The sequence below is a fragment of the Streptomyces sp. NPDC002018 genome (assembly GCF_042890865.1).
Classification (GTDB): Bacteria; Actinomycetota; Actinomycetes; order Streptomycetales; family Streptomycetaceae; genus Streptomyces.
In genome coordinates, this window is the sequence record NZ_JBIASO010000017.1 from 74,599 (window position 1) to 99,503 (window position 24,905).

The following is a 24,905-nucleotide window of genomic DNA, read 5'->3' on the forward strand; positions in this document are numbered from 1 at the left end:
GTCGCGCGGAGCGGGTCGCGTATCTGATCTCCGCGATGACGACGGAGGAGAAACTCGCCCAGCTCTACGGACTCTGGGCGGGCGCCTCCGCCGACGGCGCCGAAGTCGCCCCGCACCAGCACGACATGGACCGCCCGCCCTCGCTCGACGAACTCCTCCCCCACGGCCTCGGCCAGTTGACCAGGCCGTTCGGCACGGTCCCGGTCGATCCCGCGCTGGGCGCGCTCTCCCTGATGCGTACCCAGGAGCGGATCGTCGCCGCGAACCGCTTCTCGATCCCGGCCATGGCCCACGACGAGTGCCTGGCGGGCTTCGCCGCCTGGGGCGCCACCACCTATCCCGTCCCGCTCTCCTGGGGCGCGGCCTTCGACCCGGACCTCGTACGGGAGATGGCGGGCGCGATCGGCCGTGACATGCGGTCGGTGGGGCTGCACCAGGGGCTGGCCCCCGTCCTCGACGTGGTGCGCGACGCCCGCTGGGGCCGGGTCGAGGAGACCATCGGCGAGGACCCGTATCTGGTCGGCACGGTCGCCACCGCCTATATCCAGGGCCTGGAGTCCGCCGGGATCGTGGCGACCCTCAAGCACTTCGCCGGGTACTCGGCCTCACGCGGCGGACGCAATCTCGCCCCGGTGAGCATGGGCACCAGGGAGCGGGCCGATGTGATCCTCCCGCCGTTCGAGATGGCGGTACGGGAGAGCGGCGTACGGTCCGTCATGCACGCGTACAACGACACCGACGGGGTGCCGTGCGCGGCCGACGAGGAGCTGCTGACCGGACTGCTCAGGGACACCTGGGGGTTCGAGGGCACGGTGGTGGCCGACTACTTCGGCATCGCCTTCCTCAAGACGCTGCACGGGGTGGCCGCCGACTGGGGCGACGCCGCCGCCACGGCCCTGCGGGCGGGCGTCGATGTCGAACTGCCCACCGTGAAGACCTTCGGACGGCCGCTGCGGGACGCGATCGCGGCCGGGGAGGTGCCGGAGGAACTGATCGACCGCGCCCTGCGGCGCGTCCTGACGCAGAAGGCGGAGCTGGGGCTGCTGGACCCGGACTGGAGCCCGGTGCCACCGGCCCTGGCCGGGCACGCACCGTACGACGCGGACCCGCTGCGCGGCACGGTCGACCTCGACTCCCCCGCGCATCGGGACATCTCGCGGCGCCTGGCGGAGCGAGCGGTCGTCCTGCTGCACAACGACGGAACGCTTCCGCTGACGGTCGGCGCGGTCGGCGCGGCCCGCGACAGAACGGACGCCGCCGGTGCCGCCGGTGTCAGTGGTGCCGGTGGTGCCGGGGGTGCTGGTGGTGCTGGTGTTACCGGTGTTACCGCAGACACCGGTGATGCCCTCGGCATCGCCGGGGGAGCCCCGGTTCCCCGGACCGCCCCCCGTATCGCGCTGATCGGACCGCAGGGCGAGACCCCCACCGCCGTTCTGGGCTGCTACTCCTTCCCCGTCCATGTCGGCGCCCAGCACCCCGGCACCCCCGCCGGTATCGGGCTGCCCACCCTCCGGGAGGCCCTCGCCGCCGAGTTCCCGGGCAGCGAGATCGTCTCCGTACCGGGCGCGGGCATCGACACGTCCGACACCAGCGGCTTCCCGGAGGCGGTACGGGCCGCCCGTGACGCGGACGTCGTGGTCGTGGCCCTCGGCGACCGGGCGGGACTCTTCGGACGGGGTACGAGCGGGGAGGGCTGCGACGCGGAGAGCCTCACCCTGCCCGGCGTACAGGGGCAGCTCCTCGACGCACTGCTCGACGCGCTCGACGGCACCGGCACACCGCTGGTGGTGACCCTGCTGGCCGGACGTCCTTACGCGCTCGGCCGGGCGGTCGGGAAGGCCTCCGCGATCGTGCAGGCCTTCTTCCCCGGGCAGGAGGGGACATCGGTGGTGGCCGGGGTGCTCAGCGGCCGGATCAGCCCCTCGGGCCGACTCCCCGTGAGCGTCCCCCGGCTGCCGGGCGGCCAGCCGTCCACCTATCTGGCGGCGCCGCTGGCGCGGGTCAGCGAGGTCTCCAGCATCGATCCGACCCCGGCGTTCGCCTTCGGGCACGGTCTGACGTACACCTCGTTCGTCTGGTCGGACCTGGTGGCGACCGACACGACGGGTACGGACGGTTCCCTGGAGCTGTCCTTCACCGTCCGCAACACCGGCGGCCGGGCGGGCACCGAGGTGGTCCAGCTCTATCTGCACGACCCCGTGGCCTCGGTCGTCCAGCCGGTGCAGCGGCTGATCGGTTATGTCCGGGTCCCGCTGGAGCCGGACGAGCGGGCCTCGGTCGCGGTGACCGTACCCGCCGATCTCGCCTCCTTCACCGGGCGTGACGGGCGCCGGATCGTCGAGCCCGGCACGCTCGAACTGCGGCTGGCGGCGTCCAGCGCCGATGTCCGGCTCACCGCCACCGCCACCCTGACCGGGCCCGTACGGAGCGTCGACCACACCCGTGAGCTGCACGCCCGGTTCACCGTCACCCGGGGAGGCGCCACCACCTGACCGGCCCGTCCTCCGTCTCCTCCCTCGTGTCCGGGCCTCCGCCTCTCGTGTCCGGGCCTCCCCCTCTCGTGCACGTCCCGGATGCGGGAGACCGACGGCGGCCTAAGGTTGCTTAAGGCCGCCGTCGAGGCGACGGGCGAAGGGAGCACCCGTGCGGGAGATCGCCGAATCCATCGCCGTCTGGCAGGCCGCCGGAACGCGCTTCGCGCTAGCCACGGTCGTCCGGACCTGGAAGTCCGCACCCCGCCGGCCCGGTGCGGCCATGGCCGTCGCCGAGAACGGCGAGGTGTACGGAAGCGTCTCCGGCGGCTGTGTCGAGGGGGCGGTGTACGAGGTCGCGCGGGAGGTCCTCGTCTCGGGCGAGGCGGTGCTGAAGACCTACGGCGTACGCGATGACGAGGCGCTGGAGGCCGGGCTGACCTGCGGCGGGGTCATCGACGTCCTCGTACGGCCGGCCGGTGACGAGCACTTCCCCGAGCTGCCGTACGTCCTCGACCGCATCACCGCGCGCCGTCCGGTCGCGGTCGCCTCGGTCCTGTCGGGCGACGCTCCCCCGGGCGGGAACCTGGTGATCGCGCCGGACACACCCGCCGACGCCGCTCCGGGCCCCTCCCCCGACGGAACTCCGGCACCCTCGCTCGACGGTGCTCCCGCCGGCTCCCCCGCCTGGTCCCCCGACGGGACTCCGGCCCGCTCCCCCGCCTGTTCCCCGGACGGCTCCTCCGGCATCAGGGTCATGGGCACGCTCGGGAACGCACATCTGGACGCCGCCCTCACCGAACAGGCACGCGGCATGCTCGCGCAGGGCCTTACCGGGGTCGTACGGATCGGGCCCCACGGCGAACGGCGGATGGACCGGCTCAGCGTCTTCGTCCAGTGCTTCGCGCCGCCGCCGAAGATGCTGGTGTTCGGGGCGATCGACTTCGCGGACGCGGTCGCCCGGATGGGAAAGTTCCTCGGCTACCACGTCACGGTCTGCGACGCCCGTCCTGTCTTCGCCACGCGTCAGCGGTTCCCGGACGTGGACGAACTGGTCGTCCAGTGGCCGCACCGCTATCTGGAGGACCATCCGGTGGACGGGTCCACGGTGATCTGTGTCCTCACCCATGACCCGAAGTTCGATGTCCCGCTGCTGGAACGCGCCCTGCTCACCCCCGCCCGCTACATCGGCGCGATGGGCAGCCGCCGCACCCACGAGGACCGGCTGGCCCGGCTGCGCGAGGCGGGCGTCCCCGAGAGCGCCCTCGCCCGCCTGTCCGCGCCGATCGGCCTCGACCTGGGCGCCCGTACCCCCGAGGAGACGGCGGTGGCGATCATGGCCGAGATCATCGCCCTGCGCTGGGGCGGTACGGGCGAGCGCCTGACCCGTACGGAACTGCCGATCCACCACTGACCCGGGAGGAGAGCCCACCGAGCGCCCCCGACACCCGCTCGCTCCCCCGCCCCCACCCCCGCTCACCTCCCCTCCTCACCCCTGTCCCCACACTCGCTCACCCCGTCCCCGCCGCCCGCTCGCCGTGTGAAGACAGGCGGTGTAGATGTAGGTACATGGCCCGACATACGGGTCGATCCTGGGCTCGGGTCCTGACTGCCCGCTCCGACCGGCGCCCACGGAGTCGGCGGCGTGAGCGCCCGTGCGGTGATGGCGGGTGGCGAGAGAGGTTCGAGCGCCGGACCCCGCGGATGCCGCCGGGGCGGCGTGCTAAGTCGTGGCTGAGCATGCGCACCGTCGCCGGGCAGGTGTTCATCCTGCAACTGGTGATCGTGCTGCTGCTCGTCGGCGCCTCGGTGATCTCGCTGCTCCTGGTGTCACGGCACGACACCACCCAGGAGGCACGCAACCGCTGTCTCGCCGTGGCGACGGCCTTCGCGAACTCACCGGGCATCGTGACCGCCCTGGACTCACGCGACCCGACCGCGATCCTCCAGCCACGGGCGGAGGCCGTCCGCAAGGCCACCGACGTCGACTTCGTGGTCGTCATAGACACCAAGGGAATCCGGATCACCCATCCGAACCCGGCGCGGATCGGCGAGCACTTCATCGGCACCATCGGACCGTCCCTGAAGGGGCAGACGATCACCGAGACCGTGCCGGGCACCCTCGGCCCCTCGGTGCGCGCGGTGACCCCGGTCAAGGACTCCATCGGAAGGGTCGTCGGCCTGGTGTCGGCCGGCATCACCATCGAGAAGGTGAACAGCCTCGCCACCCGCGAGGTCCCGATCCTGCTGTCGGCCGCCGCCGCCTCACTCGTCCTGGCCACGGGCGGCACGGCGCTGGTGAGCGGCCGGGTGCGGCGTCAGACGCATGGGCTGGACCCCATCGAGATGACACGCATGTACGAGCACCACGACGCGGTGCTGCATGTCGTGAGGGAGGGGGTGCTCATCGTCGACGGTGTGGGCCGGCTCATCCTCGCCAACGACGAGGCGGTCCGGCTCCTCAATCTGCCCCCGCACCCGGAGGGCCGTCCCGTCACGGACCTCGGCCTCGACCCGAACATGACCGACATACTGACCTCGGGACGCGTCGCGAGCGATGAGGTGCTGGCCACCGGGGAACGGCTGCTCGTGGTGAACAACCGCTCCACGGACCGCGACGGCGGGCCGCCGGGCTCTGTCGCCACGCTCCGGGACTCCACCGAACTGCGCGTACTCTCGGGCCGCGCGGAGGTGGCGCAGAAGCGCCTCAAGCTCCTGTACGACGCGAGCACGGAGATCGGCACCACGCTCGATGTGACCAGGACCGCCCAGGAACTGGGCCGGGTGGCGGTCCCGCGCTTCGCCGACTTCGCCACGGTGGACCTGGCGGAGCCCGTGCTGCGCGGCGAGGAGCCCGAGGAGCTGACCACTCTCTCCGAGGTGCACCGTACGGCCGTCGTCGGTATCCGTGACGACCATCCCCTCTACGAGCTGGGCACGGACATCGCGTTCCGTTCGAGCACACCGCAGGCCTGGACCCTGGAGAGCGGACGGGGGACGGTGGAGCCGGACCTGCGCGCGGCCATCGGCTGGCGGGCCCAGGATCCCGAGCTGACGGGCCGCGTCGTCGAGTACGGCATCCACTCCCTCGTCACCGCGCCGCTGCGGGCCCGGGGGGTCCTCCTGGGCATCGTCAACTTCTGGCGCTCGGAGAGACCGGAGCCCTTCGAGGAGGACGACGTGTCGCTCGCGGAGGAGCTGGCCAACCACGCGGCGGTCTGTATCGACAACGCGCGGCGCTACACGCGCGAGCACACCATGGCGGAGACGCTCCAGCGCAGCCTGCTCCCCCAGGTGCTGCCGGAACAGAACGCCCTCGATGTCGCCTACCGGTATCTGCCGGCGGAGGCGGGGGTCGGCGGCGACTGGTTCGATGTCATCCCGCTGCCCGGCGCGCGGGTGGCGCTGGTGGTGGGGGATGTCGTCGGTCACGGTCTGCTCGCGGCGGCGACGATGGGCCGGCTGCGTACGGCGGTCCACAACTTCTCCACCCTCGATCTGCCGCCCGACGAGATCCTCTCCCTGCTGGACGATCTGGTCGCCCGTATCGACCACGACGAGGGGATCGCGGGCGGTGGCGCGATGGTCACGGGAGCGACCTGTCTGTACGCGATCTACGATCCGGTGACCCGGCTCTGCTCCATGGCCCGCGCCGGCCATCCGCCGCCCGCGCTGGTCGGCCCGGACGGGAGCGTGGAGTTCCTCGATCCGCCGACCGGCGCCCCGCTGGGCCTCGGCGGGCTGCCGTTCGAGACGGTGGAGGCACGGCTGCCCGAGGGCAGCAGTCTGGTGCTGTACACCGACGGTCTCATCGAGGACCGCCACCGGGAGATCGACGCCGGGCTCGATCTGCTGCGGACGGCTCTGGCCCACCCGGACCGGGACCCGGAGGCGACCTGCTCGGCGGTGCTCGAAGCGCTGCTGCCGGACCGTCCGGGCGACGACATCGCGCTGATCGTCGCCCGTACGCGGGTACTGCACCCCGACCGGACCGCGGAGTGGGAGGTCCCGGCCCATCCCTCGGAGGTCGCCCGGGTACGCGCCGACGTGGCCCGGCAACTGACGGACTGGGGCCTGGACGAAGTGGCGTACACGACGGAGCTGATCCTCAGCGAACTGATCACCAACGCCATCCGCTACGCCATCGGCCCGATCCGGGTCCGGCTGCTCCGCGACCGCACACTGATCTGCGAGGTCTCCGACTTCAGCAGCACCTCGCCCCACCTGCGCTACGCGGCGGCGACGGACGAGGGGGGCCGGGGCCTGTTCCTGGTGGCCCAGTTCACGGAACGCTGGGGCACCCGCTACACGGCCAACGGCAAGGTCATCTGGGCGGAACAGTCCCTGCCCTGACCACCGGGGCGGAGCCACACGCCTCCGCGGCCCGCAGGAACGACGACGGCCGGACGACGGCCGGACGGCGGAGCCCACGCGACCGGGCGATGGCCGGACGGCGGAGCCCACGCGGCTGGACGACAGGCCCCTGGGACCTACGGGTACGGGCCTACCCCTACCCCTGTCCCTCCCCCGGCCCCTCCTCCCCCGGCGGATGCCGCACGGCGGCCTTGAGCGCCTTCTCCACCTCGTACCGGTTCTGCCCGGTGGCGGCGGCATGGGCGGTGACGGCGGCCTGCACGGCGGCGGCGGTCTCCACGGTGAGCGCACCGGCCCGCTGCTCCCGCCAGGCTCTCCGTTCCAGCTCGATCAGTTCATCGGTCAGTTCGACGGCCACGGCCGGATGATAAACACCCAAACCACCCAATCCCCACCCCGCCGCGCGCCGACCCCGGAACTACCCCCCGGCAACCACCGCCCCCAACACGCCCAGCACCGGCACCCGGCCAGGCCGGGGCCTCAGGGAGCCGTGCCGGCCAGTTCGGCGACCGCGGCCAGCCCCGCGTCCCACGGGAACGCCTCCGCATGGCCGCTCTTCGGCGGATGGGACGCGTACCCGTCCGGGCCGTCCAGGACGCGCACACCCTGGGCCCGCAGATCCGCGAGGCTGCGTGCCACGGCCGGCTGGGCGCGCTGCGCCTGGTTGAAGCAGGGCAGCGCCACCACCGGAACGCCCATGTTCACTCCCTCCGACACCAGCCCCAGCGCCAGGGTGTCCGCGATCCCGGCGCCCCACTTGTTGAGGCTCGTACAGCTCAGCGGCGCCACCAGCATCGCGTCCGCCGTCGGCAGTTCGTCCGGCTGCCACGGCAGCTTGTACTCCGACCGCACGGGGTGCCCGGTCAGCTCCTCCAGCAGGCCCGATCGCGGCTCCCACCAGCGAGCGGCCGTCGGGGTCAGCACCAGGCAGACATCCCAGCCGGCGGCTTGAGCGGACCGAACGCCCTCATCGACGAACTGCGTGGGCCCCGCGCCACAGGCGATCAGATAGAGAACCCTCATGCCCGGAGTCCACAGCGTTCCGCGACGCCCCGCAACTCCCGGCGGGCCGGACGCCACCCACCCACGACGCCCTCGACCGGCCCCACGACGACCGACCAGGTCCCACGGCGGCCGACCCGTCAGACGGCTGCCGACCTGTCAGACGGTCCGGCCAGGGCCCCCAGGATCGGTACGGCGGCGGAGATCGGCTAGGCCCGCCCGTGCAGACGGTCCGTGGGATCGGGCTCACCACAGCTCTGACACGTGGCGTCGATGGCTCCTGTCCGGGCGCCGGTCCCGGGAGATCAGGCGGTGGGCGGCGACCGGCGGCGGTGTCTAGTCGTCGATCCGTCTGCGGATGGACAGCCAGCGCAGGGACGCGCGGCCCAACTCCGTCATCATGCGCACCAGTCGGGGATCCGCCGTGGAGTCCACCGAGCAGGCCATGGCCAGCAGGAACCCCGCCTGCGCCGAGATGAGGACGTCGACCGCCTCGGGATCGACGCCGGTCAGCAGTGGATGCCGGGCGGCGTAGGGCTCCGGGTCGATGCCGCTGAGCGCCACGCTGCCGAGCAGCATCACCAGGTCGGCGTGTGCGGGCCCGGTCCAGGCGTGTGGCCAGTCCACGACGACGACCCGGTCCGCCGTGAGCAGGACGTTGAACGGATACAGGTCGCCGTGGGTCAGCGTCCGGCCGGCGGTCGCCTCGGTGAGGTGTGTCTCCAGCGACAGATGCAGATCCAGCTCCTCGGCGGCCCCGGGCGCGACCGTGGGCAGCCGTGCCAGTGCCCGGGGATCGTCCGACAGCCGCGTCCAGCCGCCCAGGCGTGGCGCGGCGAGCGTCTGGTCGAGCCGGGGCGCCGGCGTGAGCCGTTCCGCCAGGCCGGTCAGGGCGTCGAGCACCCGCTCCAGTTCCGCCGCGCGCCACGGCTGCGCGGGAAGGGCGCCGTCGATGTCCTCGAAGACCAGTGCCACCCACGCGCCGTCGTCGTAGGACCCGAGCAGTCGCGGTACGGGCACCCCGGCGGGCAGCCCGCTCGTCACCCCGATCTCCCGGCGGTGGAACGTCCCCACCGCCTCGGCGGCCACCGCGTCGACGGCCTTGACGAAGGCCCTGCGGCCGTCGGCCAACTCCAGCCGCACCGCGAGACCGTCGGAGAAACCGCCCTGCTGGCTCGTGGCCACCGCCACCGTGCCCTGGAGCACGTCCTCGATCCCCGCCGATACGGATCTCGGCAGGCTCTCCCACGGAATGCGTCTGCTGCCCGTGTGCGAGGGGAAGGGTCCGGACGCGTCATGGAACACACTGTCGTTCGGCATGAACCGATCCTATGAACCCCGTTCGCCCGCAGGTCAGGCCGCTACGGGCAGGTGACGCGCCCGCTCAGGAAGCGCAGCGCACACAGGTGCGCGCCGCGGGGCGCGCCTCCAGGCGTTCCGCCGGGATCGGCTCGCCGCACACCTCGCACCGCCCGTAGTCGCCTCGCTCCAGGCGTTCCAGCGCCCGGTCCAGATCGTCCAGATGCTCACGCGCCCGCGCCAGCAGGGCCGCGACATGGGCCCGTTCGAAGGCGGTGCTCGACCCCTCCGGGTCATGCTCGTCATCGACCGCGACCAGGGCGTTCGCCTCGACGATCGCGACGAAGTCACGGTTCAGCGCCTTGATCTGCGCCTCGGTGCTGTCCCACTCGGCCGCCAGCCGCTCACGGACGACCCCACGGTCGATCGAGGGACCAAAAGCACCACCAGAGGAGAAATCACTCACGCCGCGACAACACCACCCCCCACCTCCGCATTCCCCACCCCCCGCCGCCCCCGCACGCCAAAGGCCCCCAGCCATGATCGGCTGGGGGCCTTCGTACGGGTGGGCGCGGACGGTTTCGAACCGCCGACATCTGCTTTGTAAGAGCAGCGCTCTACCCCTGAGCTACGCACCCGTGGATGAGGCAACAGCGTACATGGCCCAGGGGTCCGGGCCGCAAACCCGGCCTGCCGTTGGCCAGGCCTCCCTGCCCAGTCTTCCCCGGAGAGGTACGGCAACGGCGGAGGTCGGCCGCGGCGGGGTACGGGGTACGGGGGGTAGCCCCACCATCGAGACGGTGGGCGGCCGGATCGGAGCGCGCGGCGTTCGTCCCTACGGTGGGGGCACAGCCGAACGCGCACTCCCTGGGGGACGATCACCGTGGCCGCACGCCGTAACCGCACCCGTACGCTTCTCGCCCCGGGCGGGGCCCTGCTCCTCGCGCTCGCCGTCAGCGGGTGCGGCGGCACGGACGCCTCGGACGCGCCCGTCGAGAAGAAGTCGTTCGCGCTGGGCGGGAAGACGCTGACGATCAAGACCGAGAACTCGGCGGTCGACCTGGTGCCCGCCGATGTGAAGACCGTCGAGGTGACCCGGCAGGTCGCCGGCTGGGTGTTCGGGGGAAGCGGGCCCCACGCGAGCTGGCGGATGAACGGTGACACGCTCTCGCTCACGGTGAAGTGCCGGGCCGTCGTGAGCGACTGCGAGGCGCTGCACAAGGTCACCGTGCCGCGCGGGGTCGCGGTGACCGTGAACGGGGACAACGGGAAGGTCGTCGCCACCGGCTTCGACACCGGCCTGAAGCTGAGGTCGGACAACGGCTCGGTGACCGTCCGGGACTCCAGCGGACCGGTCGATCTGGTGAGCGACAACGGAAGCATCACGGCGCGCGGCCTCTCGGCCAGAACCGTGTCCGCGAAGTCCGACAACGGTTCCGTGCACCTGGGACTGACCGCCGTGCCCGACTCCGTGGACACCGTCAGCGACAACGGCCGGATCCTGATCGATCTGCCCAGGTCGGATACGTCGTACGCGGTGACCGCGAAGAGCGACAACGGCGGTGTGGAGGTGGACGTACCGACCGACGGATCCAGCACCCATGTGGTGAAGGCCCGCAGCGACAACGGGAAGATCACCGTGCGGAACGCGGGCTGAGGACTGCCCCTCCGGTCTCCTCGCGGTCCCCTCGCGGTCTCCTCGCGGTCTCCTCACCGGTCCCCTGGGTCGACTCGGCTTCCTCGCCCCGGTCTCGTCGGTCAATCGGTCGCCTCGGTCTCTCCGGCCACCTGGGTCGCCTCGGCCGCCTCGTACGCGAACTAACCGGCCCGTGTGTTCGTCCTTACCTGGTGGGAGAATGGACCAGGCAGGGCGAATTCGGCACGGGAGAGGGATGTGACGGCGACACACGCACAGCCGCACGCAGGAGCCCAAGCTAAGGCGAGTGCCGTCCGTGATGTCCTCACGCTGATGTTGCTGCCTCTGCCGTTGATCGTCGCCGCGCTGCCGGCCGCCTTCGCGGGCGGCGGCGGTACGCGGCGCTGGTTCGGCGGACGCGGGGAGAGCCAGCGCGCCGACGCCCAGGCGGCCAAGGACGCCGCCGCGGCCTCCTTCTACGAGCTGGACACGGCCCAGCGCGATCTGCGGATCTCGATAGAGACGATCACCGCGGTGGACAGTTCGCCGGGTGCCCGCAAGGCCGTCGCCGACTTCGCGGCGCTGGGGCAGCGCATCGACGAGGCGAGCCACACCTACATCACCGCCGTCGACGCGCATGATCTGGACCGGGACGATCTCGAACCCTCCGTCGCGTCCAAGGCCCGCGGTGAGCTGGCGAAGGCCAAGGCGGACCTGGACCGGGTCAAGGGCGAGCTGGACCGGTTCGAGCAGGGGCTCGGGCCGCTGCTCGACAAGGCCGAGACCCAGCTCGCCCGGCTGGCGCCCGCCGTGGAGCGGGCGCGGCAGGCGCTGCTCTCCGCGAGCAACGCGCTCGACGCCGTACGCGCCTCGGGCCTGCGCGCGGACGATCTCGCCGCCCGTCTCGCCTCGCTCGCCCCCGAGCTGACCAAGCTCAACCAGGGCGCGGGCCAGCACGGCGTCGCGGAGACCCTCCAGCGCGCCGACCGGGTGCTGCGTGACGCCGAGGCCGTACGGGCCGAGGCGGACCGGCTGCCCGAGCGCGCCCAGGAGATAGACCGCCGGCTGGTCTCGCTGCGTACGCGCGCCCAGGCACTGACGACCCGCGCCGGCTCGGTGGAGCCCGTCCTGAGCGAGCTGCGCCGCCGATTCACCGCCGCGTGCTGGCAGGACCTCCAGCACGTCCCCGACCATGCCGCGACCAGCGTCCACCAGGCCGAGGAGAAGTTGAAGGAAGCGGGCAAGGCACGCGAGGAGCAGCGGTGGGCCGACGCGACCTCGCTGCTCAGTACGGCACGGGCCCTGCTGAACGGCACGGACGAGGCGGTCTCCGCCGCCGGTGACCGGCTGCGACGGCTGAACGCCGTGGCGAAGGACCCCCAGCAGGAGATCGACCGTACGCGGTTCGCGATCCGGGACGCGCAGCGCCTGGCGATGACCGGTCGCCACACGCCCGAGCCCCGCCACGCCCGCCCCCTGGACGACTCGGTGGCGAGGCTGGAGCGCGCGGTGTCCGCGCTGGAGGGCCGCCATCCCGACTACTGGCACTTTCTGACGGAGACCGAGGCGGTACGGAACACCGTGGCGCGGGTGGTCTCGGACATCCGCGAGGAGCGCGGGGCGGCGGCCGGACACGGCGCCTGATTTGTCCCCTGCCCTGGGTGGGCGGATGCTGGTACTACGCGACGCCAAAGGAGGCCTCGCATGGCCACCCAAGCGCTCCGCCGCCCCCATCGGCGACATGTCAGACTCGACGAACAGCTCCCCGTCGACCACCGGCTGAACCAGGTCTACCGGATCGGTGCCGGGGTGATGGGGCTGATACTGATCGTCTTCGGCATTCTCGGACTGATCGACAAGATCGGCTTCTTCGACACCGGCGGCGACAGGGTCGCGGGTCTGAACACCAATGGCGCGCTGAGCGTGCTCTCCATCTGTGTCGGGCTGCTGCTCCTGGCCGGGATGGTGATCGGCGGGAACATCGCCTCGACCCTGAACATGGTCCTCGGAGTCCTCTTCATCGCCAGCGGTTTCGTCAATCTGGCGCTGCTGGACACGAGTTACAACTTCCTCGCCTTCCACATCCCGAACGTGCTGTTCAGCTTTGTGGTGGGGGTGCTGCTGATGTTCTTCGGCATGTACGGAAGAGTCAGCGGCGGGCTGCCGCACAACAATCCGTACTGGCGGGCCCGCCACCCCGAGCAGGCGGAGCACGAGCAGCGTCTGCGCGCCAAGATCGAGCAGGTACAGGCACACGGCCATGGCTACGGTCACGAGCACGAGCACGGCTTCACGCTGGGCCACCGGCACGGACAGCAGGCGCCGGGCCTGTCCCCGGGCCGAAGCGAGAACCGGACCCAGGGCGAAAGCCAGAGTCAGGGCGAAAGCCGGAGCCGGAGCTGAAGCCGGACCGGAACTGGAGCCGGAGCCAGAGCCAGAGCGGAAGCTTACGGATCTCGCCCTCCGCCGGATAGCCTGACGCCATGCCTCGCTACGAGTACCGCTGCCGCTCCTGTGGTGACACCTTCGAGCTGAGCCGCCCGATGGCGGAGTCGGCCGCCCCGGCGTCCTGCCCCTCGGGACACGACGACACCGTGAAGCTGCTGTCCACCGTCGCGGTGGGCGGCACCGCCAAGGGCGGCTCCCCCGGCCCGGCCCCCGCGACCGGCGGAGGCGGCGGGGGCTGCTGCGGTGGCGGCTGCTGCGGCTGACCGGGCCGTACGGGCGTCGGCCGACCGTGCGACCGGACGGTCACGGGCGCGGCGCGGCAAAGGTCAGGCGATCAGGGGATCATCAGGGTCAGGGGATCGGGGTCAGCGGTCAGGCCGCCGCGTCCCTGTCCGGGTCCCGCACAGCGCTCTGCGCCGTGCCCCGCGCGTCGCCCCGGTCCGCGGCGGCCCGGCCGAGGCGTCGCAGGATCTCCTCCCCCGCCGCCACGCCCGTCTCCTGGAGCACGTCGACATGCGGGGCGCTCCAGCCCGTCTCGGCCAGTTCGCCATGGCCAGGACGCCAGGCGCGGTCGGCGGCCAGCAGCAGATCGGCGTCGAGCAGTGAGTCCCCCGCGGCGAAGGTGAGTTCGGTGCCCGTTCTACGGGCGACCTCCCGCATCGCGGCGCTCTTGGTGAGCGGCCGCGGTACGGCGTAGATCTTGCGCCCCTGGAGGGAGACCGTCCAGCCCCGGCCCCCCGCCCACGCGGACAGCTCCTTCACCCATCCCTCGGGCAGCAGGGCGCGGTCGACGACCAGATAGACGAAGAGGTCCTCCGCGATCCGTTCCTTGAGCAGCCATGCCGGGTCGGCGGCGGAGAGCAGATGGGCGCGGACCTCGGCGAGCGGGGCGCACTCGTCGGCGAGACGCTCGGCCACCCGCGCCTGCCAGGCCGGGTCGGAGACACCGTCGACCAGGAGATGACCACCGTTGGCGCAGATCGCGAACCGTGGTGCGGGACCGGGCAGCCGTACACGGCCGTACTGCTCCCGGGTGCGGGTGGTGGTCGGTACGAAAACGGTGGTACGGGCGAGCCGTTCGAGCAGCCCGGCCGCCGTCTCCGTCATGTACGACAACGGCTTGCTCCCGTACACCTCGACACAGAGCAGCCGGGGTGCCTCGGCGTCCGGCATCGCGAGCTGGAGCGCGGCGGCCGAGTAGATGAGCGTACGGTCCAGATCACTGGCGACCAGAACCGGAGAAGCCGGGACAGAGGAAGCCGGGACAGAGGAAGCCGGGTCCGAGGGGACGGCGACCGCGGGAACCGGGGCCGAGGGAACCGGGGCCGGGGAGGCCGCCGGGGGCGGCGTCGGGGGCGGCGTCGGGGTCATGACGCGGTCACCGTCCTGCCGTCCGCGCCGGTGGCGCCACGGGTGTACTTCGGGTGGATCAGCCCGACACAGCTGTACGGGAGACCGTCGGTCTCCTCCACGGGCACTCCTCGCTGTTCCGCCAGCAGCCGGACATGGTCCAGGTCCGCGCCCGCGCCGCGCCGGGCGAGGATCTTCCAGGGCACCCGGCGCAGCAGGACACGGGTCGTCTCCCCGACGCCCGGCTTGACGAGGTTCACATCGTGGATGCCGTACTCCTCGCTGATCCGCTCGACCGCGGCCCAGCCCTCCCAGGTGGGGGCACGGTCCGCCGCGAGCAGCTCCTTGACCCGCGCGTCCACGGCGTCCACGACCTCGTCGAAGCGGGCCGCCACGGTGTCGAGGAAGTGGATCGACACATCGGCGTCGGCGAGTTCGCGGTAGTGCTTGGCGCCGTGGAAATCGTGCGGGCCGACCAGGTCGGACCGCAGGACGGTACGGGAGATCAGCCCGGAGACCGTCGAGTTGAGACAGGCGGAGGGGATGAGGAAGTCCTCCCGGGTGCCGTAGGTCCTGACACAGCCGCCCGGGTCGGCGAGCACCGCGATCTCCGGGTCGAAGCCCTCGAACCCGGCCAGGGCGTCGGCCAGTTCGCGGGTGATCGCGCCCTTGCCGGTCCAGCCGTCGACGAAGACGACATCGGCGGGATCGTGGTGGGCGGCGAGCCAGCGCAGGGCGTTGGTGTCTATGCCCCGGCCGCGCACGATGGAGACGGCGTAGTGCGGCAGGTCCAGACCGTGCCGCCGCTGGGCCCAGCGGCGCATCAGTACGCCGACGGGTGTGCCGGCGCGGGCCAGTGAGACCAGCACGGGGCGGGGCGACCGCTCGGCGAGGACGGTCTCGGTGACGGTGCCGACGGCGAGCGCGATCCGGGCCGCCGAGGTCTCCAGGGCGGAGAGGAACAGCTCCTGGTACTGGGCGCTCGGCTGGTACTCGACCGGGAGGGATTCGGCGTAGTGGGCGCCTCCGCTCTGGATCGCCTCCTCGCGCTCCTCCGTCGGGGCCTCCAGTTCCACCTCGGAGAGGTCCTGGAGCAGCCAGCCCACGTCGTCGGGCGCGTAGGAGGAGAAGGCGGGCCCGCGGAGGGGGTCGGGCAGCATGAGGGGTTCCTGCCGTTCGGCGTCGTACGAGGGGATGGCGGGCGAAGAGGCCTCGTACGAGGCGGCGCCGGAGGACGGGAGCGAGGACGAGGGGGAGGACGGGAGCGACGACAACGGGGAGGACTGGGAGGGCGAGGGGTCCGAGGAGGCCTGGGAGCCCGAGGAGGAATGGGAGCCCGGGGAGGGCGAGGGGACCGGGGAGCCCGAGGCGCCCAAGGAGCCCAGGGAGCCCAGGGAGCCGGGGAGGTACGCGGGCACGACCGCCAGGAGCACCTGCGGTATGTGCGCGGCGAGTTGGGCCAGCAGTCCGCGCGGGCCGTGCAGCTCCGGCGAGTCCGCGACGGAGTCGACGACCGCGATCACGGCGTCGAACCCGCCGCCCGCGACGTTGTACGCGTACCGGTCGCCGGTGCCGTCGCCGTCCGGGAAGGCGGCGGTGTCATGGGCGGGGAAGACGAGGCGGCTGCGTATCGCGTACCCGGGGTCGTCCACGGCGAGCACCGGGGAGCGGGTGGTGGTGGAGTACCGCACCTCCGCGTCGGAGACGCGCTCCAGCGCCTCGGCCAGCCGCAGCGGCGCGTACATCAGCTCCTCGAAGCCGAGGACGAGCACACGCCCGGCGCCGCCGAGCCGATCGGCCAGGGCGGTGGCCATGACGGGCAGCGCGGCCTCCAGCCGGGACCGGTGGGCCGGGGTGAAGCCGTGCCGGCCGCCGTCCGGGACCCCGTCCGGCCAGTCCAGGTCCACGCGCACCGGCCCGATGCCCGAGCCGTACGACACCTCCCCGACCGCTCCCGCACCCACAGAGGCACCCACGCCCGTGCCCAGGCCCGCACCCACAGAGGCACCCGCACCCGGGTCGGCAGACGCACCCGCGCCCACGCCCCTGCCCAGGCCCGCACCCGCAGGCGCACCCGCACCCGCCGTCGGCGTCCCGCTCTCGCCCGCCGTCGGCGTCCCGCTCTCGTGCGCCGCCACCAGGGCGCGGCCCTTCTCCAGCACCCCTTCCGGCAGCCGGACCGTCCCCGAGGCGAGGGCGACCAGATCCACCCGCGCGCCGATCCGCTCCGCGAACTCCGCCAGCCGGTCCTGATCGGCCGCCGAGCGCATGTCGACCAGGGCGACGATCACGTACCACGCGCGCGGATAGCGCTCATGGAGCGCGAGGATGGTGTTCAGAACGGTGTTCCCCGTGGAGAACTCGTCGTCGACGAGGACCAGCGGACCGTCCGAGGCGAGCAGCGCCGGGTCCTCGGGCAGCAGCAGGTGCGAGGTGGCGTGCGAGTGCGACTCCTCGAAACCGCCCGCCCTGGCGACCCCCGGGACCGGCCGGCGCGTGGAGTGGAGGTACGGGGCGTGGCGCACCCCGTCGGCGACCGCGTGGCCGAGGCCGGTCGCGGTCTCCGCGTAGCCCAGCACGACCGCGCGCGCCACCTCCGCGCCGAGCAGTTCCCGAACCCGCTCGCCCAGTTCGACCCCGGTGCCGTATACGACCCGGGGCAGTTGCGGTACGTGCTTGCCCAGCACATTCGAGACAAGGAGATGGGCCCGCTTGGGATTGCGGCGCAGAGCCAGTCCCAGCAGGTCCCGCAGTCCCTCGCCGCCCGCGAGCTGGACTCCGAGCCGCTCGGCGACCCAGGTACCCGACCAGACCATCTCGGTGTTCTCTTCCTTCCTCACGGACCGTGCGGAAACGTTCACTCGCCGAGCCCGGCGGTGAGGAGTTCCACGAACCCGACGTCCTCGCGCGCGACCCCGAAGACCTCGGCCCGCTGGAGGGTGCGCTCGGCCCAGGCGCGGTGGGGCTTCACCTCGTTCATCTTGTTCGTGTACGCCGAGCGCAGCACGCCACCGCCGTCGCGCTCCGGCCGCAGGATGTCGCGGGCGTCGCTGAACTCCTCGTGGCTGACGACCGACAGCGCGTGGACGGGCGGCACATGGGAGGGGTGGATACAGGTCTTGCCGAGCAGCCCGTTGGCCCGGTCCAGCTCGATCTCGCGCAGCAGCCCGTCGAGGTCGTGCTCGATCAGGGCCGTACGCAGCTCCTCGGCGCGGCCTTCGAGGAACGGGCTGCGCCGGAGCTGGGGCTTGAACATACGTTCCTGAAGTCGGAAGTACTCCCACACCGGGCCGGTGATCGTGAAGCCCGAGCCGTCCGCGCGCCCCAGCACATTGACCACGTCCGCGATGACCCCGGCCACGATCCGTACGTCGTACGCGGTCATGTCGGGCGATCTGCGCAGCCCGTACGCGGAACAGAAGTCCGTGACCCCGAGCCGCAGGGCGAGCACGCGGTCGCGGTACTTGTCGACCACGTTGGCGATCCCGGTCAGGGTCTCGGTCCTGGTCTCCAGATGGAGCAGCTCGGGCGATTCCAGCACCGGCATGGCGTAGAGCCGGCGGCCGGTGGCGCTCTCCGCCTCGGCGAGCGCCTCCAGGAACGGCGTCCCGCGCTCCTCGGTGAATTTCGGCAGCACGAATCCGGACAGCAGCCGGATCGAGGCGCCCATCCGCCGGGCGAGATCGGGGATCTGCCCCGGCTCCCGGACCCGGATGAACAGCAGGGGTGTGGCGACGCCCCGGCCGTCGAGATCGGCGAACTGCCCGACCAGATTGGCCTCGGCCGACTCCACCTCGGAGTCATGGATCGAATCCTCCAGGCAGAGCACCATGGAGACGACTCCGCGCCCGGCCTGCTTCACCACGTCGTCGGCGAGCCGGGGCCGGGTGGCCGGGCAGTAGAGCGTGGCCCCGAGAGCGGCCGCCAGGACGGGGGCCGGCGAGCCCGCCGTGAACTCGCACGGCTCCTGATGGAACAGACCCTCCCGGGCAGCGGGCGGGATATGCCCGAAATGACGCATGTGAATCCCCCGTACTGCCGAAGTGGCCGGTTGGGCATGTGGCCGGTAATAGTACGTACGGACGGGTGTCAAGAGTTCCCACGCCTCATGAAATCCAGGTAACTCGTCCGCTTCGCGCCCATGTCCTTGGTGTAGTGAGTGGATCGGGCCGCCCCCACGTTGTCCGCGCGGGGGACGGGAAGGCAGGATGGCTGACATGACGCACGCGATGCTGAAGGGCTCGAACGTCCCCCTCGACGCCATGGCCGTACGAGCCGTGCTGCGGTGGTCCCCGGGTACCGGGGTGCCGGATGTGGATGCCTCCGCCCTGCTGCTCGGGTCCTCCGGCCGGGTGCGCTCCGACGAGGACTTCGTCTTCTACAACCAGCCCCGGCACCCGTCCGGACTGGTCCGGCGGCTGCCCAAGAAGAAGGTCGGCGAGGCGTTGACCGATACGGTCGAGGCCGATCTCTCGGCCCTCGACGCCTCCGTCGACCAGGTGGTGCTCGCGGCCTCCTCCGACGGCGCGAGTTTCCAGCATGTCAGTGATCTGCGGATCCTGCTCTACGACGCCGCCGCGGCCGACGGCGAGCCGCTGGCCGTCTTCGAGGTACGGCCGGAGACCGGCGAGGAGACCGCGATCATCTGCGGTGAGCTGTACCGGCGCGGGGAGAGCTGGAAATTCCGCGCGGTGGGCCAGGGGTATCCGACCGGTCTGGTCGGTCTGGCCACGGCCTTCGGTATCTCGGTGGACGAGACGGAGGGATCCGCCGACGAGCCGTCGCCCACCGACGGGCCGTCGCCCGCTCCCAGCCCCGACCCCGGCGCCACGGTGGCCGCCGAGCCGCCCGTCCGGGTGCCGCCGCCTCCGGCCCAGCCGCCCACCCAGCCGATGGCTCCGGCGTACGGCTATCCGCAGCCCGCGCTGCCCGCCGTCCCGCCCACCTACGGCTATCCGCAGCCGGTCGCGGCGCCCCGGCCCGCCTACGGATATCCGCAGCCCGCCGCCGCGGCTGCCCCCGCGCCCGATCCGAACTTCCGGCTGCCCCCGATGGGACCGCAGTTCATCCGCCCGTAGCACCGGGGCCGCCCGCTCAGGTCTTCGTCTTGTAGCCGCGCCCCCAGTGGAGCCCCCAGCCGTACAGCCGGTCCAGCTCCGCCTGGAAGCCGTAGACGAACTTCACCTCACGGCGCACGATCAGCTCGCCCTTCACGTTCTCCACCGAGAACACCGCGCACGAGCGGGCCTGGGGCGCGTCCTCGTCGAGTTCGATCTCGATCCTGGGGCCGGTGCTCGGGTAGAGGGTCACCTGCGCGTGGGTACGGTCGAAGGCCGGCGTCTGGTCGTAGATGTAGACGAAGAAGAGCAGACGCTTGATCTCCTCCCAGTGATCGAGATTGACATAGATCGTCTCGCCGGAGCCCGAGCCGAACCGGTCGTCGCCGCTGAGCTTGACGTACGGCGTGTCGTTGAGGTCCCCGAGGAAGTCGCCCAGGGGCTGCACCACGCCCTTGCTGCCGTCGGTCAGCTCATACATGCAGCCCAGATCGAGGTCCACATTGACCATGCCCTGGGTATGGGCCTGGACCACATCGGGCTTGAAGAGCTTGAACGGATGCCGCAGCAGTGAATTTCCCTGCCGGGAGCGGCTCTCGATATCCGAACTACGCATCCGCCAGGAGAGATTGACCCGCAGATTGCCCGTGGCCGCGCCCTGTTTGGTGAGCGAGACCGTCGAACGCCGCCTGGTCAGCTCGATGGAGTTGGAGCCGGCGCTCCCCGAATCGAAATTCGACGCCCTTCCCTGCCACAGATTGTCCCAGAAGGCCATGCCCGCCCACCCCTGTCGTCAACTCGCCACCAGCACACAGAACAACGGGGCGGCCGCTAGGCTTCCGCCTCACGGCCGCCCCGTCCAGAGCGTTCCCGAAATCCCCTCCGGGTCACACCTCGGAGGACCGGCTCACCGGAGGGCTCACCGGTGCACGGCTCAGATGTACGGCGCTGCCTCAGACGTGCAGCGCCGCCTTGTCCCCGTCGGTGTCCTTGTCGCCGCCCTCCGCCGCCAGCGCTCTGTTCCTGCGCACCGATGACCAGAACGAGGCCGCAATCAGGACAACACCGATCAGACCGGTGATGATCTCATTGATCGAGTGCTCAATGGTGACCAGGAGGATCACGGACAGCGCACCGATCGCGTAGTGCGCGCCGTGCTCCAGATACACATAGTCGTCCAGGGTGCCCTGGCGGACGAGATAGACCGTGAGCGAACGGACGTACATCGCGCCGATGCCGAGGCCCAGCGCCATCCAGAAGATCTGGTTGGTGATGGCGAAGGCGCCGATGACACCGTCGAAGGAGAACGACGCGTCCAGTACCTCCAGGTAGAGGAAGAGGAAGAACGCGGCCTTGCCGGCCAGACCGACCGCCGAGACCTCCTTGCCCTCGGCCCTGGCCTTCTCCTCCTCTTCCTGCTCGTGCTCCTCCTGCTCCTCCAGCCGGTTCTCGAAGAAGCCCGAGAGACCGCCGACCACGAGATAGGTGATCAGACCCCCGACACCGGCGAGCAGCACGGTGGCGGACTTGTCCGCGTAGCCCGAGCTGGTGTGGGCGTGGGTGGCGAAGGTGAGTGCCGTGACCAGCAGCGCGATCAGCGCGACGCAGACCGACAGCATGTCGACCTTGCCGAGCTTGGCCAGGGGACGCTCCAGCCAGCTCAGCCACTTGATGTCCCGGTCCTCGAAGATGAAGTCCAGGAAGATCATCAGCAGGAACATGCCGCCGAAGGCGGCGATGGCCGGATGGGCGTCGGTGACCAGCGCCTCGTACCGGTCGGGGTCGTCGAGCGCGATCTGCACGGCGTCGATCGGCCCGACCTTGGCACTGATGGCCACGATCACGACGGGGAACACCAGCCGCATACCGAACACCGCGATGAGGATGCCGATCGTGAGGAAGATCTTCTGCCAGAAGGCATTCATCTTCTTCAGGACCCCGGCATTGACAACGGCGTTGTCGAAGGACAAGGAGATCTCAAGGATCGACAGGATCAGTACGATCCCGAACGCCTCCCACCCCCACTGCCAGGCCGCGAAGGCGAGGCCGAGCGCCGTGATGGCGAACGACCAGCCGAAGGTTTTCAGGATCACTGGCTACCCCATCTGGTGTTAACGGGTATTCCCCCGCGCAGAGTACTGCTTTACGAAACGTTGACCCCGAAGTCTAGAGCGATGCCCCGCAGCCCCGACGCGTACCCCTGTCCCACGGCCCGGAACTTCCACTCACCGCCGTACCGGTACAGCTCGCCGAAGATCATCGCCGTTTCCGTGGAGGCGTCCTCGCTCAGGTCGTACCGCGCCAGCTCCTGCCCGTCGGCCTGATTGGCCACCCGGATGAAGGCATTGCTGACCTGGCCGAATGTCTGGCCCCGATTGTCGGCCTCATGGATCGAGACCGGGAAGACGATCTTGTCGCAGTGGGCCGGCACCTTGGAGAGGTCGACGATCAGGGATTCGTCGTCACCATCGCCCTCACCCGTCAGATTGTCACCGGTGTGCTCGACGGACCCGTCCGGGCTCGTCAGATTGTTGTAGAAGATGAACCACTCGTCGCCGAGCACTCTTCCCGACTCGCACAGCAGGGCGCTGGCGTCGAGGTCGAAGGGCGCTCCGGTGGTGGAGCGCGCATCCCAGCCGAGCCCGACCAGCACCTGGGTGAGATTGGGTGCGGCCTTGGAGAGGGAGACATTGCCTCCCTTGGCGAGTGTGACGCCCATGATGGTGAGTCCTCCCCGAGGTGATGTGGTGCTGTGCAGCGAGGTCAAGACGCGCCTGACGTCCTGCCCTTTCAAACCCTGTTCATGCCGATCTGCCCGTACCGATGCGCGTACGAATACGAGACGCGTACGGCGCCGCACGGAAGTGTGCGGCGCCGGACACGGGCGGACGAGCGGGGTCAGTCAGACGTTGACGCCGAAGTCCTGCGCGATACCGCGCAGCCCCGAGGCGTACCCCTGGCCGATGGCGCGGAACTTCCACTCCGCGCCGTTGCGGTACAGCTCGCCGAAGACCATCGCGGTCTCCGTCGAGGCGTCCTCGCTCAGGTCGTACCGCGCCAGCTCGTTGTTGTCGGCCTGGTTGACAACGCGGATGAACGCGTTGCGCACCTGGCCGAAGGACTGCTGACGGCTCTCCGCCTCGTAGATCGAGACGGGGAAGACGATCTTGTCGACATCGGCGGGGACCGCGGCCAGATTGACCTTGATCGCCTCGTCGTCGCCCTCGCCCTCACCGGTGAGGTTGTCACCGGTGTGCTCGACGGAGCCGTCGGGGCTCTTGAGGTTGTTGAAGAAGACGAAGTTGCCGTCGACGGCGACCTTGCCCTCGGCGTTGGTCAGCAGGGCGCTGGCGTCGAGGTCGAAGTCACTGCCGGTGGTCGTACGGACATCCCAGCCCAGACCCACGGTGACCGCGGTCAGGTTGGGCGCGGCCTTGGTCAGCGAGACGTTTCCGCCCTTGCTGAGGCTGACTCCCACGAGTCCTCCCTTTGGTTTCTCGGGGCCGGCGGCCGTGGCCGGCGGTGACGCCGCCGGCCGGCGGCTGACGCCGCGGCCGCACGCCCCCTGAAGCGTTGGCATCGGATCAACGACTGGATCCTAGTGACCGGTTCCCCACCACTGTGCGATTTCCCGGGGGCCGGACCCTGATTCCGGCCTGGGCGGCTCGTCGGAGGTGTCCGGTGCGGCCGGAGCGGCCGGTGCGTTCCGTGGTGCGCCGGGAGGGCTCAGAGCGCGGCCAGCGCCTTGAGGTAGTCGCCGGGGTCCCTGGCGTCCGGCGCACCGTTGAGGACGGTCCAGCGCACGACGCCCTCCTTGTCGATGACGAACGTCCCGCGCAGGGCGCACCCCTTCTCCTCGTCGAAGACACCGTACGCGCGCGAGACCTCGCCGTGCGGCCAGAAGTCCGACAGCAGCGGGTACTCCAGGCCCTCCTGCTCGCCGAAGACACGCAGGGTGTGGATGGAGTCGTTCGAGACGGCGAGGAGCTGGGTGTCCTCGTTGACGAACGAGGACAGCTCGTCACGGAGCGCGCTCAGCTCGCCGGTGCAGACCCCGGTGAAGGCGAAGGGGTAGAAGACCAGCACCACGTTCCTCCCGCCGTCGGCGCCGTCGGCACCGTCCTCGGCGGCACTCCCGGCCGCGCGGAAGTCGGACAGCCGCACGGTCCGGCCGTGGTTGTCCTTCAGTGCGAAGTCCGGAGCGAGGGCGCCGACCTCGATCGCCATGGGACATGTCCTTCCGCTAGCGGGACAGGGCCCCGGATGTCATCGGACGCCGCCCAGCGTAGGGGAGGCCCCGTAACGGCCGCCCCTCAGGGGAGAGACCCCGTACGGCCGGCCCCGAGGGGAGGCCCCGGGCGCGCGGGCTCCCCGGACCGCACGGGTCCCCCGGGCGCGCGAGGCCCCCGCCGACGGAGATCGGCGGGGGCCGTCAAGGCTGCACGGAAGATGCTGCCGCGTATCGCGCCCTCCTCGGGGCGCCCGGGGTCAGCGCTTCGACTTCGCCGCCTTGGGAGTGACGAGCCGGCTGCCGGTCCAGTCCTTGCCGGCGTTGATGCTCTTGGTCTGGGACAGGCCTGCGGTCTGGGCGGCCTCGTTGATGTCGCTCGGTTCGACGTAGCCATCACGGCCGGTCTTGGGCGTCAGCAGCCAGACCGCTCCGCCCTCCTCGATCAGACCGATGGCGTCCACCAGCGCGTCCGTAAGGTCGCCGTCCTCGTCACGGAACCACAGCAGGACGGCGTCGGCCACGTCCTCGTAGTCCTCGTCGACAAGCTCCTGGCCGATGACAGCCTCGATGGACTCGCGGAGCTCCTGCTCGACGTCTTCGTCGTAGCCGATCTCCTGGACCACCTGTCCGGGTTCGAACCCCAGCCGTGCGGCAAGGTTGGTCCGTTCCTCCGCGTGGTCCGCGGTCGCGCTCACGGATTGCCTCCTGATCATGTTTCGGAAAATGCTTCAGACCCGCGCGTACGCGGGGCATTGGCCGTAGTCCACACGGGCGGGGCGGATCGCGCAAGTACCCGGCCGCCGAGACCGCCGAAACGGTGACGTTCCAGGCCTCTTCGCCGCATCTCCTGTCACTTCGCCATCGCCTCCTGTAACGCGGGCCATGCGATTCATCCTTCTTCGCCATGTTATGCCGCTTCGGTACGCCAATCAGGTCCGAACGGCCGAACGAAACACATAGACGGGTTGGGCGTAAGGTTGCGATTTGACCGACAGCGGAAACCGGGTGAGGGACGAGATCTCCCCGGATACCCCGGG

21 protein-coding genes and 1 tRNA gene are annotated in these 24,905 nt (G+C 71.0%); 8 read left to right on the forward strand and 14 right to left on the reverse strand.

Translation table 11 applies throughout. The features are described 5' to 3' along the window. The first annotated feature begins 35 nt into the window (after nt 1-35). The 3 genes from ACFYYH_RS25405 (at nt 36) to ACFYYH_RS25415 (ending at nt 6,824) form a co-directional block, all read left to right on the forward strand. Nucleotides 36-2,492, forward strand: coding sequence for a beta-glucosidase (locus tag ACFYYH_RS25405; RefSeq protein ID WP_388555454.1), 2,457 nt, complete (start codon nt 36-38; stop codon nt 2,490-2,492). Nucleotides 2,493-2,643: 151 nt separating this feature from the next. After that, complete coding sequence (locus ACFYYH_RS25410; protein WP_388555260.1) at nt 2,644-3,885, forward strand: XdhC family protein; 1,242 nt, start codon at nt 2,644-2,646, stop codon at nt 3,883-3,885. 155 nt (nt 3,886-4,040) lie between these two features. Further along, nucleotides 4,041-6,824 carry a SpoIIE family protein phosphatase gene (locus ACFYYH_RS25415; RefSeq protein WP_388555263.1) on the forward strand — a complete coding sequence of 928 codons (2,784 nt, stop codon included), beginning with the start codon at nt 4,041-4,043 and terminating at the stop codon, nt 6,822-6,824. Nucleotides 6,825-6,981: 157 nt separating this feature from the next. Here ACFYYH_RS25415 and ACFYYH_RS25420 read toward each other — a convergent pair whose 3' ends face one another. The 5 genes from ACFYYH_RS25420 to ACFYYH_RS25440 form a co-directional block, all read right to left on the reverse strand. Continuing rightward, on the reverse strand, nt 6,982-7,203 hold the full coding sequence (locus ACFYYH_RS25420) for a hypothetical protein (RefSeq protein WP_388555265.1): 222 nt from the start codon (nt 7,201-7,203) through the stop codon (nt 6,982-6,984). A gap of 122 nt (nt 7,204-7,325) precedes the next feature. Then, complete coding sequence (locus ACFYYH_RS25425) at nt 7,326-7,868, reverse strand: flavoprotein (RefSeq protein ID WP_388555268.1); 543 nt, start codon at nt 7,866-7,868, stop codon at nt 7,326-7,328. A gap of 315 nt (nt 7,869-8,183) precedes the next feature. Then, entirely contained in the window at nt 8,184-9,167 is a 984-nt protein-coding gene (locus ACFYYH_RS25430) for an aminoglycoside phosphotransferase family protein (RefSeq protein ID WP_388555270.1), read from the reverse strand. A 64-nt stretch (nt 9,168-9,231) separates the two neighbouring features. Next, nucleotides 9,232-9,612, reverse strand: coding sequence for a TraR/DksA family transcriptional regulator (locus tag ACFYYH_RS25435; protein WP_388555273.1), 381 nt, complete (start codon nt 9,610-9,612; stop codon nt 9,232-9,234). Nucleotides 9,613-9,712: 100 nt separating this feature from the next. Continuing rightward, a tRNA-Val gene (locus ACFYYH_RS25440) sits at nt 9,713-9,784 on the reverse strand. 239 nt (nt 9,785-10,023) lie between these two features. Here ACFYYH_RS25440 and ACFYYH_RS25445 point away from each other — a divergent pair. The 4 genes from ACFYYH_RS25445 to ACFYYH_RS25460 all read left to right on the forward strand — a co-directional run bounded on the left by ACFYYH_RS25445 (nt 10,024) and on the right by ACFYYH_RS25460 (nt 13,493). After that, nucleotides 10,024-10,803 (forward strand): DUF4097 family beta strand repeat-containing protein, encoded by a 780-nt coding sequence (locus ACFYYH_RS25445; protein WP_388555456.1) that lies wholly within the window; start codon nt 10,024-10,026, stop codon nt 10,801-10,803. Nucleotides 10,804-11,040: 237 nt separating this feature from the next. Then, nucleotides 11,041-12,426 carry a hypothetical protein gene (locus ACFYYH_RS25450; RefSeq protein ID WP_388555276.1) on the forward strand — a complete coding sequence of 462 codons (1,386 nt, stop codon included), beginning with the start codon at nt 11,041-11,043 and terminating at the stop codon, nt 12,424-12,426. Nucleotides 12,427-12,486: 60 nt separating this feature from the next. Continuing rightward, nucleotides 12,487-13,185 carry a DUF4383 domain-containing protein gene (locus ACFYYH_RS25455; RefSeq protein ID WP_388555278.1) on the forward strand — a complete coding sequence of 233 codons (699 nt, stop codon included), beginning with the start codon at nt 12,487-12,489 and terminating at the stop codon, nt 13,183-13,185. Nucleotides 13,186-13,265: 80 nt separating this feature from the next. Next, entirely contained in the window at nt 13,266-13,493 is a 228-nt protein-coding gene (locus tag ACFYYH_RS25460; protein WP_388555281.1) for a zinc ribbon domain-containing protein, read from the forward strand. A 109-nt stretch (nt 13,494-13,602) separates the two neighbouring features. Here the strand turns inward: ACFYYH_RS25460 and ACFYYH_RS25465 are convergent, their stop codons facing one another. Genes ACFYYH_RS25465 through ACFYYH_RS25475 form a run of 3 tightly spaced genes read right to left on the reverse strand, consistent with a single transcriptional unit; the run spans nt 13,603 to nt 18,601 of the window. Beyond that, nucleotides 13,603-14,601: an HAD family hydrolase gene (locus ACFYYH_RS25465; protein WP_388555284.1), complete on the reverse strand. Its 999-nt coding sequence runs from the start codon at nt 14,599-14,601 to the stop codon at nt 13,603-13,605. Beyond that, on the reverse strand, nt 14,598-17,396 hold the full coding sequence (locus ACFYYH_RS25470; RefSeq protein ID WP_388555459.1) for a phosphoribosyltransferase: 2,799 nt from the start codon (nt 17,394-17,396) through the stop codon (nt 14,598-14,600). The genes ACFYYH_RS25465 and ACFYYH_RS25470 overlap by 4 nt, the downstream gene beginning before the upstream one ends. A 41-nt stretch (nt 17,397-17,437) precedes the next feature. After that, nucleotides 17,438-18,601, reverse strand: coding sequence for an HpcH/HpaI aldolase/citrate lyase family protein (locus tag ACFYYH_RS25475; protein ID WP_388555287.1), 1,164 nt, complete (start codon nt 18,599-18,601; stop codon nt 17,438-17,440). A 196-nt stretch (nt 18,602-18,797) separates the two neighbouring features. Here ACFYYH_RS25475 and ACFYYH_RS25480 point away from each other — a divergent pair, with 196 nt between their 5' ends. Continuing rightward, nucleotides 18,798-19,658: a TerD family protein gene (locus ACFYYH_RS25480; RefSeq protein WP_388555461.1), complete on the forward strand. Its 861-nt coding sequence runs from the start codon at nt 18,798-18,800 to the stop codon at nt 19,656-19,658. A 16-nt stretch (nt 19,659-19,674) separates the two neighbouring features. Here ACFYYH_RS25480 and ACFYYH_RS25485 read toward each other — a convergent pair whose 3' ends face one another. The 6 genes from ACFYYH_RS25485 to ACFYYH_RS25510 form a co-directional block, all read right to left on the reverse strand. After that, nucleotides 19,675-20,412: a Tellurium resistance gene (locus ACFYYH_RS25485; protein WP_388555290.1), complete on the reverse strand. Its 738-nt coding sequence runs from the start codon at nt 20,410-20,412 to the stop codon at nt 19,675-19,677. A gap of 178 nt (nt 20,413-20,590) precedes the next feature. Further along, entirely contained in the window at nt 20,591-21,730 is a 1,140-nt protein-coding gene (locus tag ACFYYH_RS25490) for a DUF475 domain-containing protein (RefSeq protein WP_388555293.1), read from the reverse strand. A gap of 50 nt (nt 21,731-21,780) precedes the next feature. Then, nucleotides 21,781-22,356 (reverse strand): TerD family protein, encoded by a 576-nt coding sequence (locus ACFYYH_RS25495; RefSeq protein WP_388555296.1) that lies wholly within the window; start codon nt 22,354-22,356, stop codon nt 21,781-21,783. Nucleotides 22,357-22,539: 183 nt separating this feature from the next. Then, a complete protein-coding gene (locus tag ACFYYH_RS25500; RefSeq protein WP_066944470.1) occupies nt 22,540-23,115 on the reverse strand; it encodes a TerD family protein in 576 nt (191 codons plus the stop codon). A 248-nt stretch (nt 23,116-23,363) separates the two neighbouring features. Further along, entirely contained in the window at nt 23,364-23,864 is a 501-nt protein-coding gene (locus ACFYYH_RS25505; protein WP_388555299.1) for a peroxiredoxin, read from the reverse strand. 261 nt (nt 23,865-24,125) lie between these two features. Beyond that, a complete protein-coding gene (locus tag ACFYYH_RS25510) occupies nt 24,126-24,563 on the reverse strand; it encodes a DUF3052 domain-containing protein (RefSeq protein WP_388555302.1) in 438 nt (145 codons plus the stop codon). Between the last annotated feature and the right edge of the window lie 342 nt (nt 24,564-24,905).

Coding starts and splice junctions, on each gene's coding strand:
- ACFYYH_RS25430 (WP_388555270.1), bottom strand. CDS start 9,167: ATGCCGAACGACAGTGTGTTCCATGACGCGTCCGGACCCTTCCCCTCG.
- ACFYYH_RS25475 (WP_388555287.1), bottom strand. CDS start 18,601: ATGCGTCATTTCGGGCATATCCCGCCCGCTGCCCGGGAGGGTCTGTTC.
- ACFYYH_RS25465 (WP_388555284.1), bottom strand. CDS start 14,601: ATGACCCCGACGCCGCCCCCGACGCCGCCCCCGGCGGCCTCCCCGGCC.
- ACFYYH_RS25455 (WP_388555278.1), top strand. CDS start 12,487: ATGGCCACCCAAGCGCTCCGCCGCCCCCATCGGCGACATGTCAGACTC.
- ACFYYH_RS25480 (WP_388555461.1), top strand. CDS start 18,798: ATGACGCACGCGATGCTGAAGGGCTCGAACGTCCCCCTCGACGCCATG.
- ACFYYH_RS25505 (WP_388555299.1), bottom strand. CDS start 23,864: ATGGCGATCGAGGTCGGCGCCCTCGCTCCGGACTTCGCACTGAAGGAC.
- ACFYYH_RS25495 (WP_388555296.1), bottom strand. CDS start 22,356: ATGGGCGTCACACTCGCCAAGGGAGGCAATGTCTCCCTCTCCAAGGCC.
- ACFYYH_RS25415 (WP_388555263.1), top strand. CDS start 4,041: ATGGCCCGACATACGGGTCGATCCTGGGCTCGGGTCCTGACTGCCCGC.
- ACFYYH_RS25405 (WP_388555454.1), top strand. CDS start 36: ATGACGACGGAGGAGAAACTCGCCCAGCTCTACGGACTCTGGGCGGGC.
- ACFYYH_RS25470 (WP_388555459.1), bottom strand. CDS start 17,396: ATGGTCTGGTCGGGTACCTGGGTCGCCGAGCGGCTCGGAGTCCAGCTC.
- ACFYYH_RS25485 (WP_388555290.1), bottom strand. CDS start 20,412: ATGGCCTTCTGGGACAATCTGTGGCAGGGAAGGGCGTCGAATTTCGAT.
- ACFYYH_RS25460 (WP_388555281.1), top strand. CDS start 13,266: ATGCCTCGCTACGAGTACCGCTGCCGCTCCTGTGGTGACACCTTCGAG.
- ACFYYH_RS25425 (WP_388555268.1), bottom strand. CDS start 7,868: ATGAGGGTTCTCTATCTGATCGCCTGTGGCGCGGGGCCCACGCAGTTC.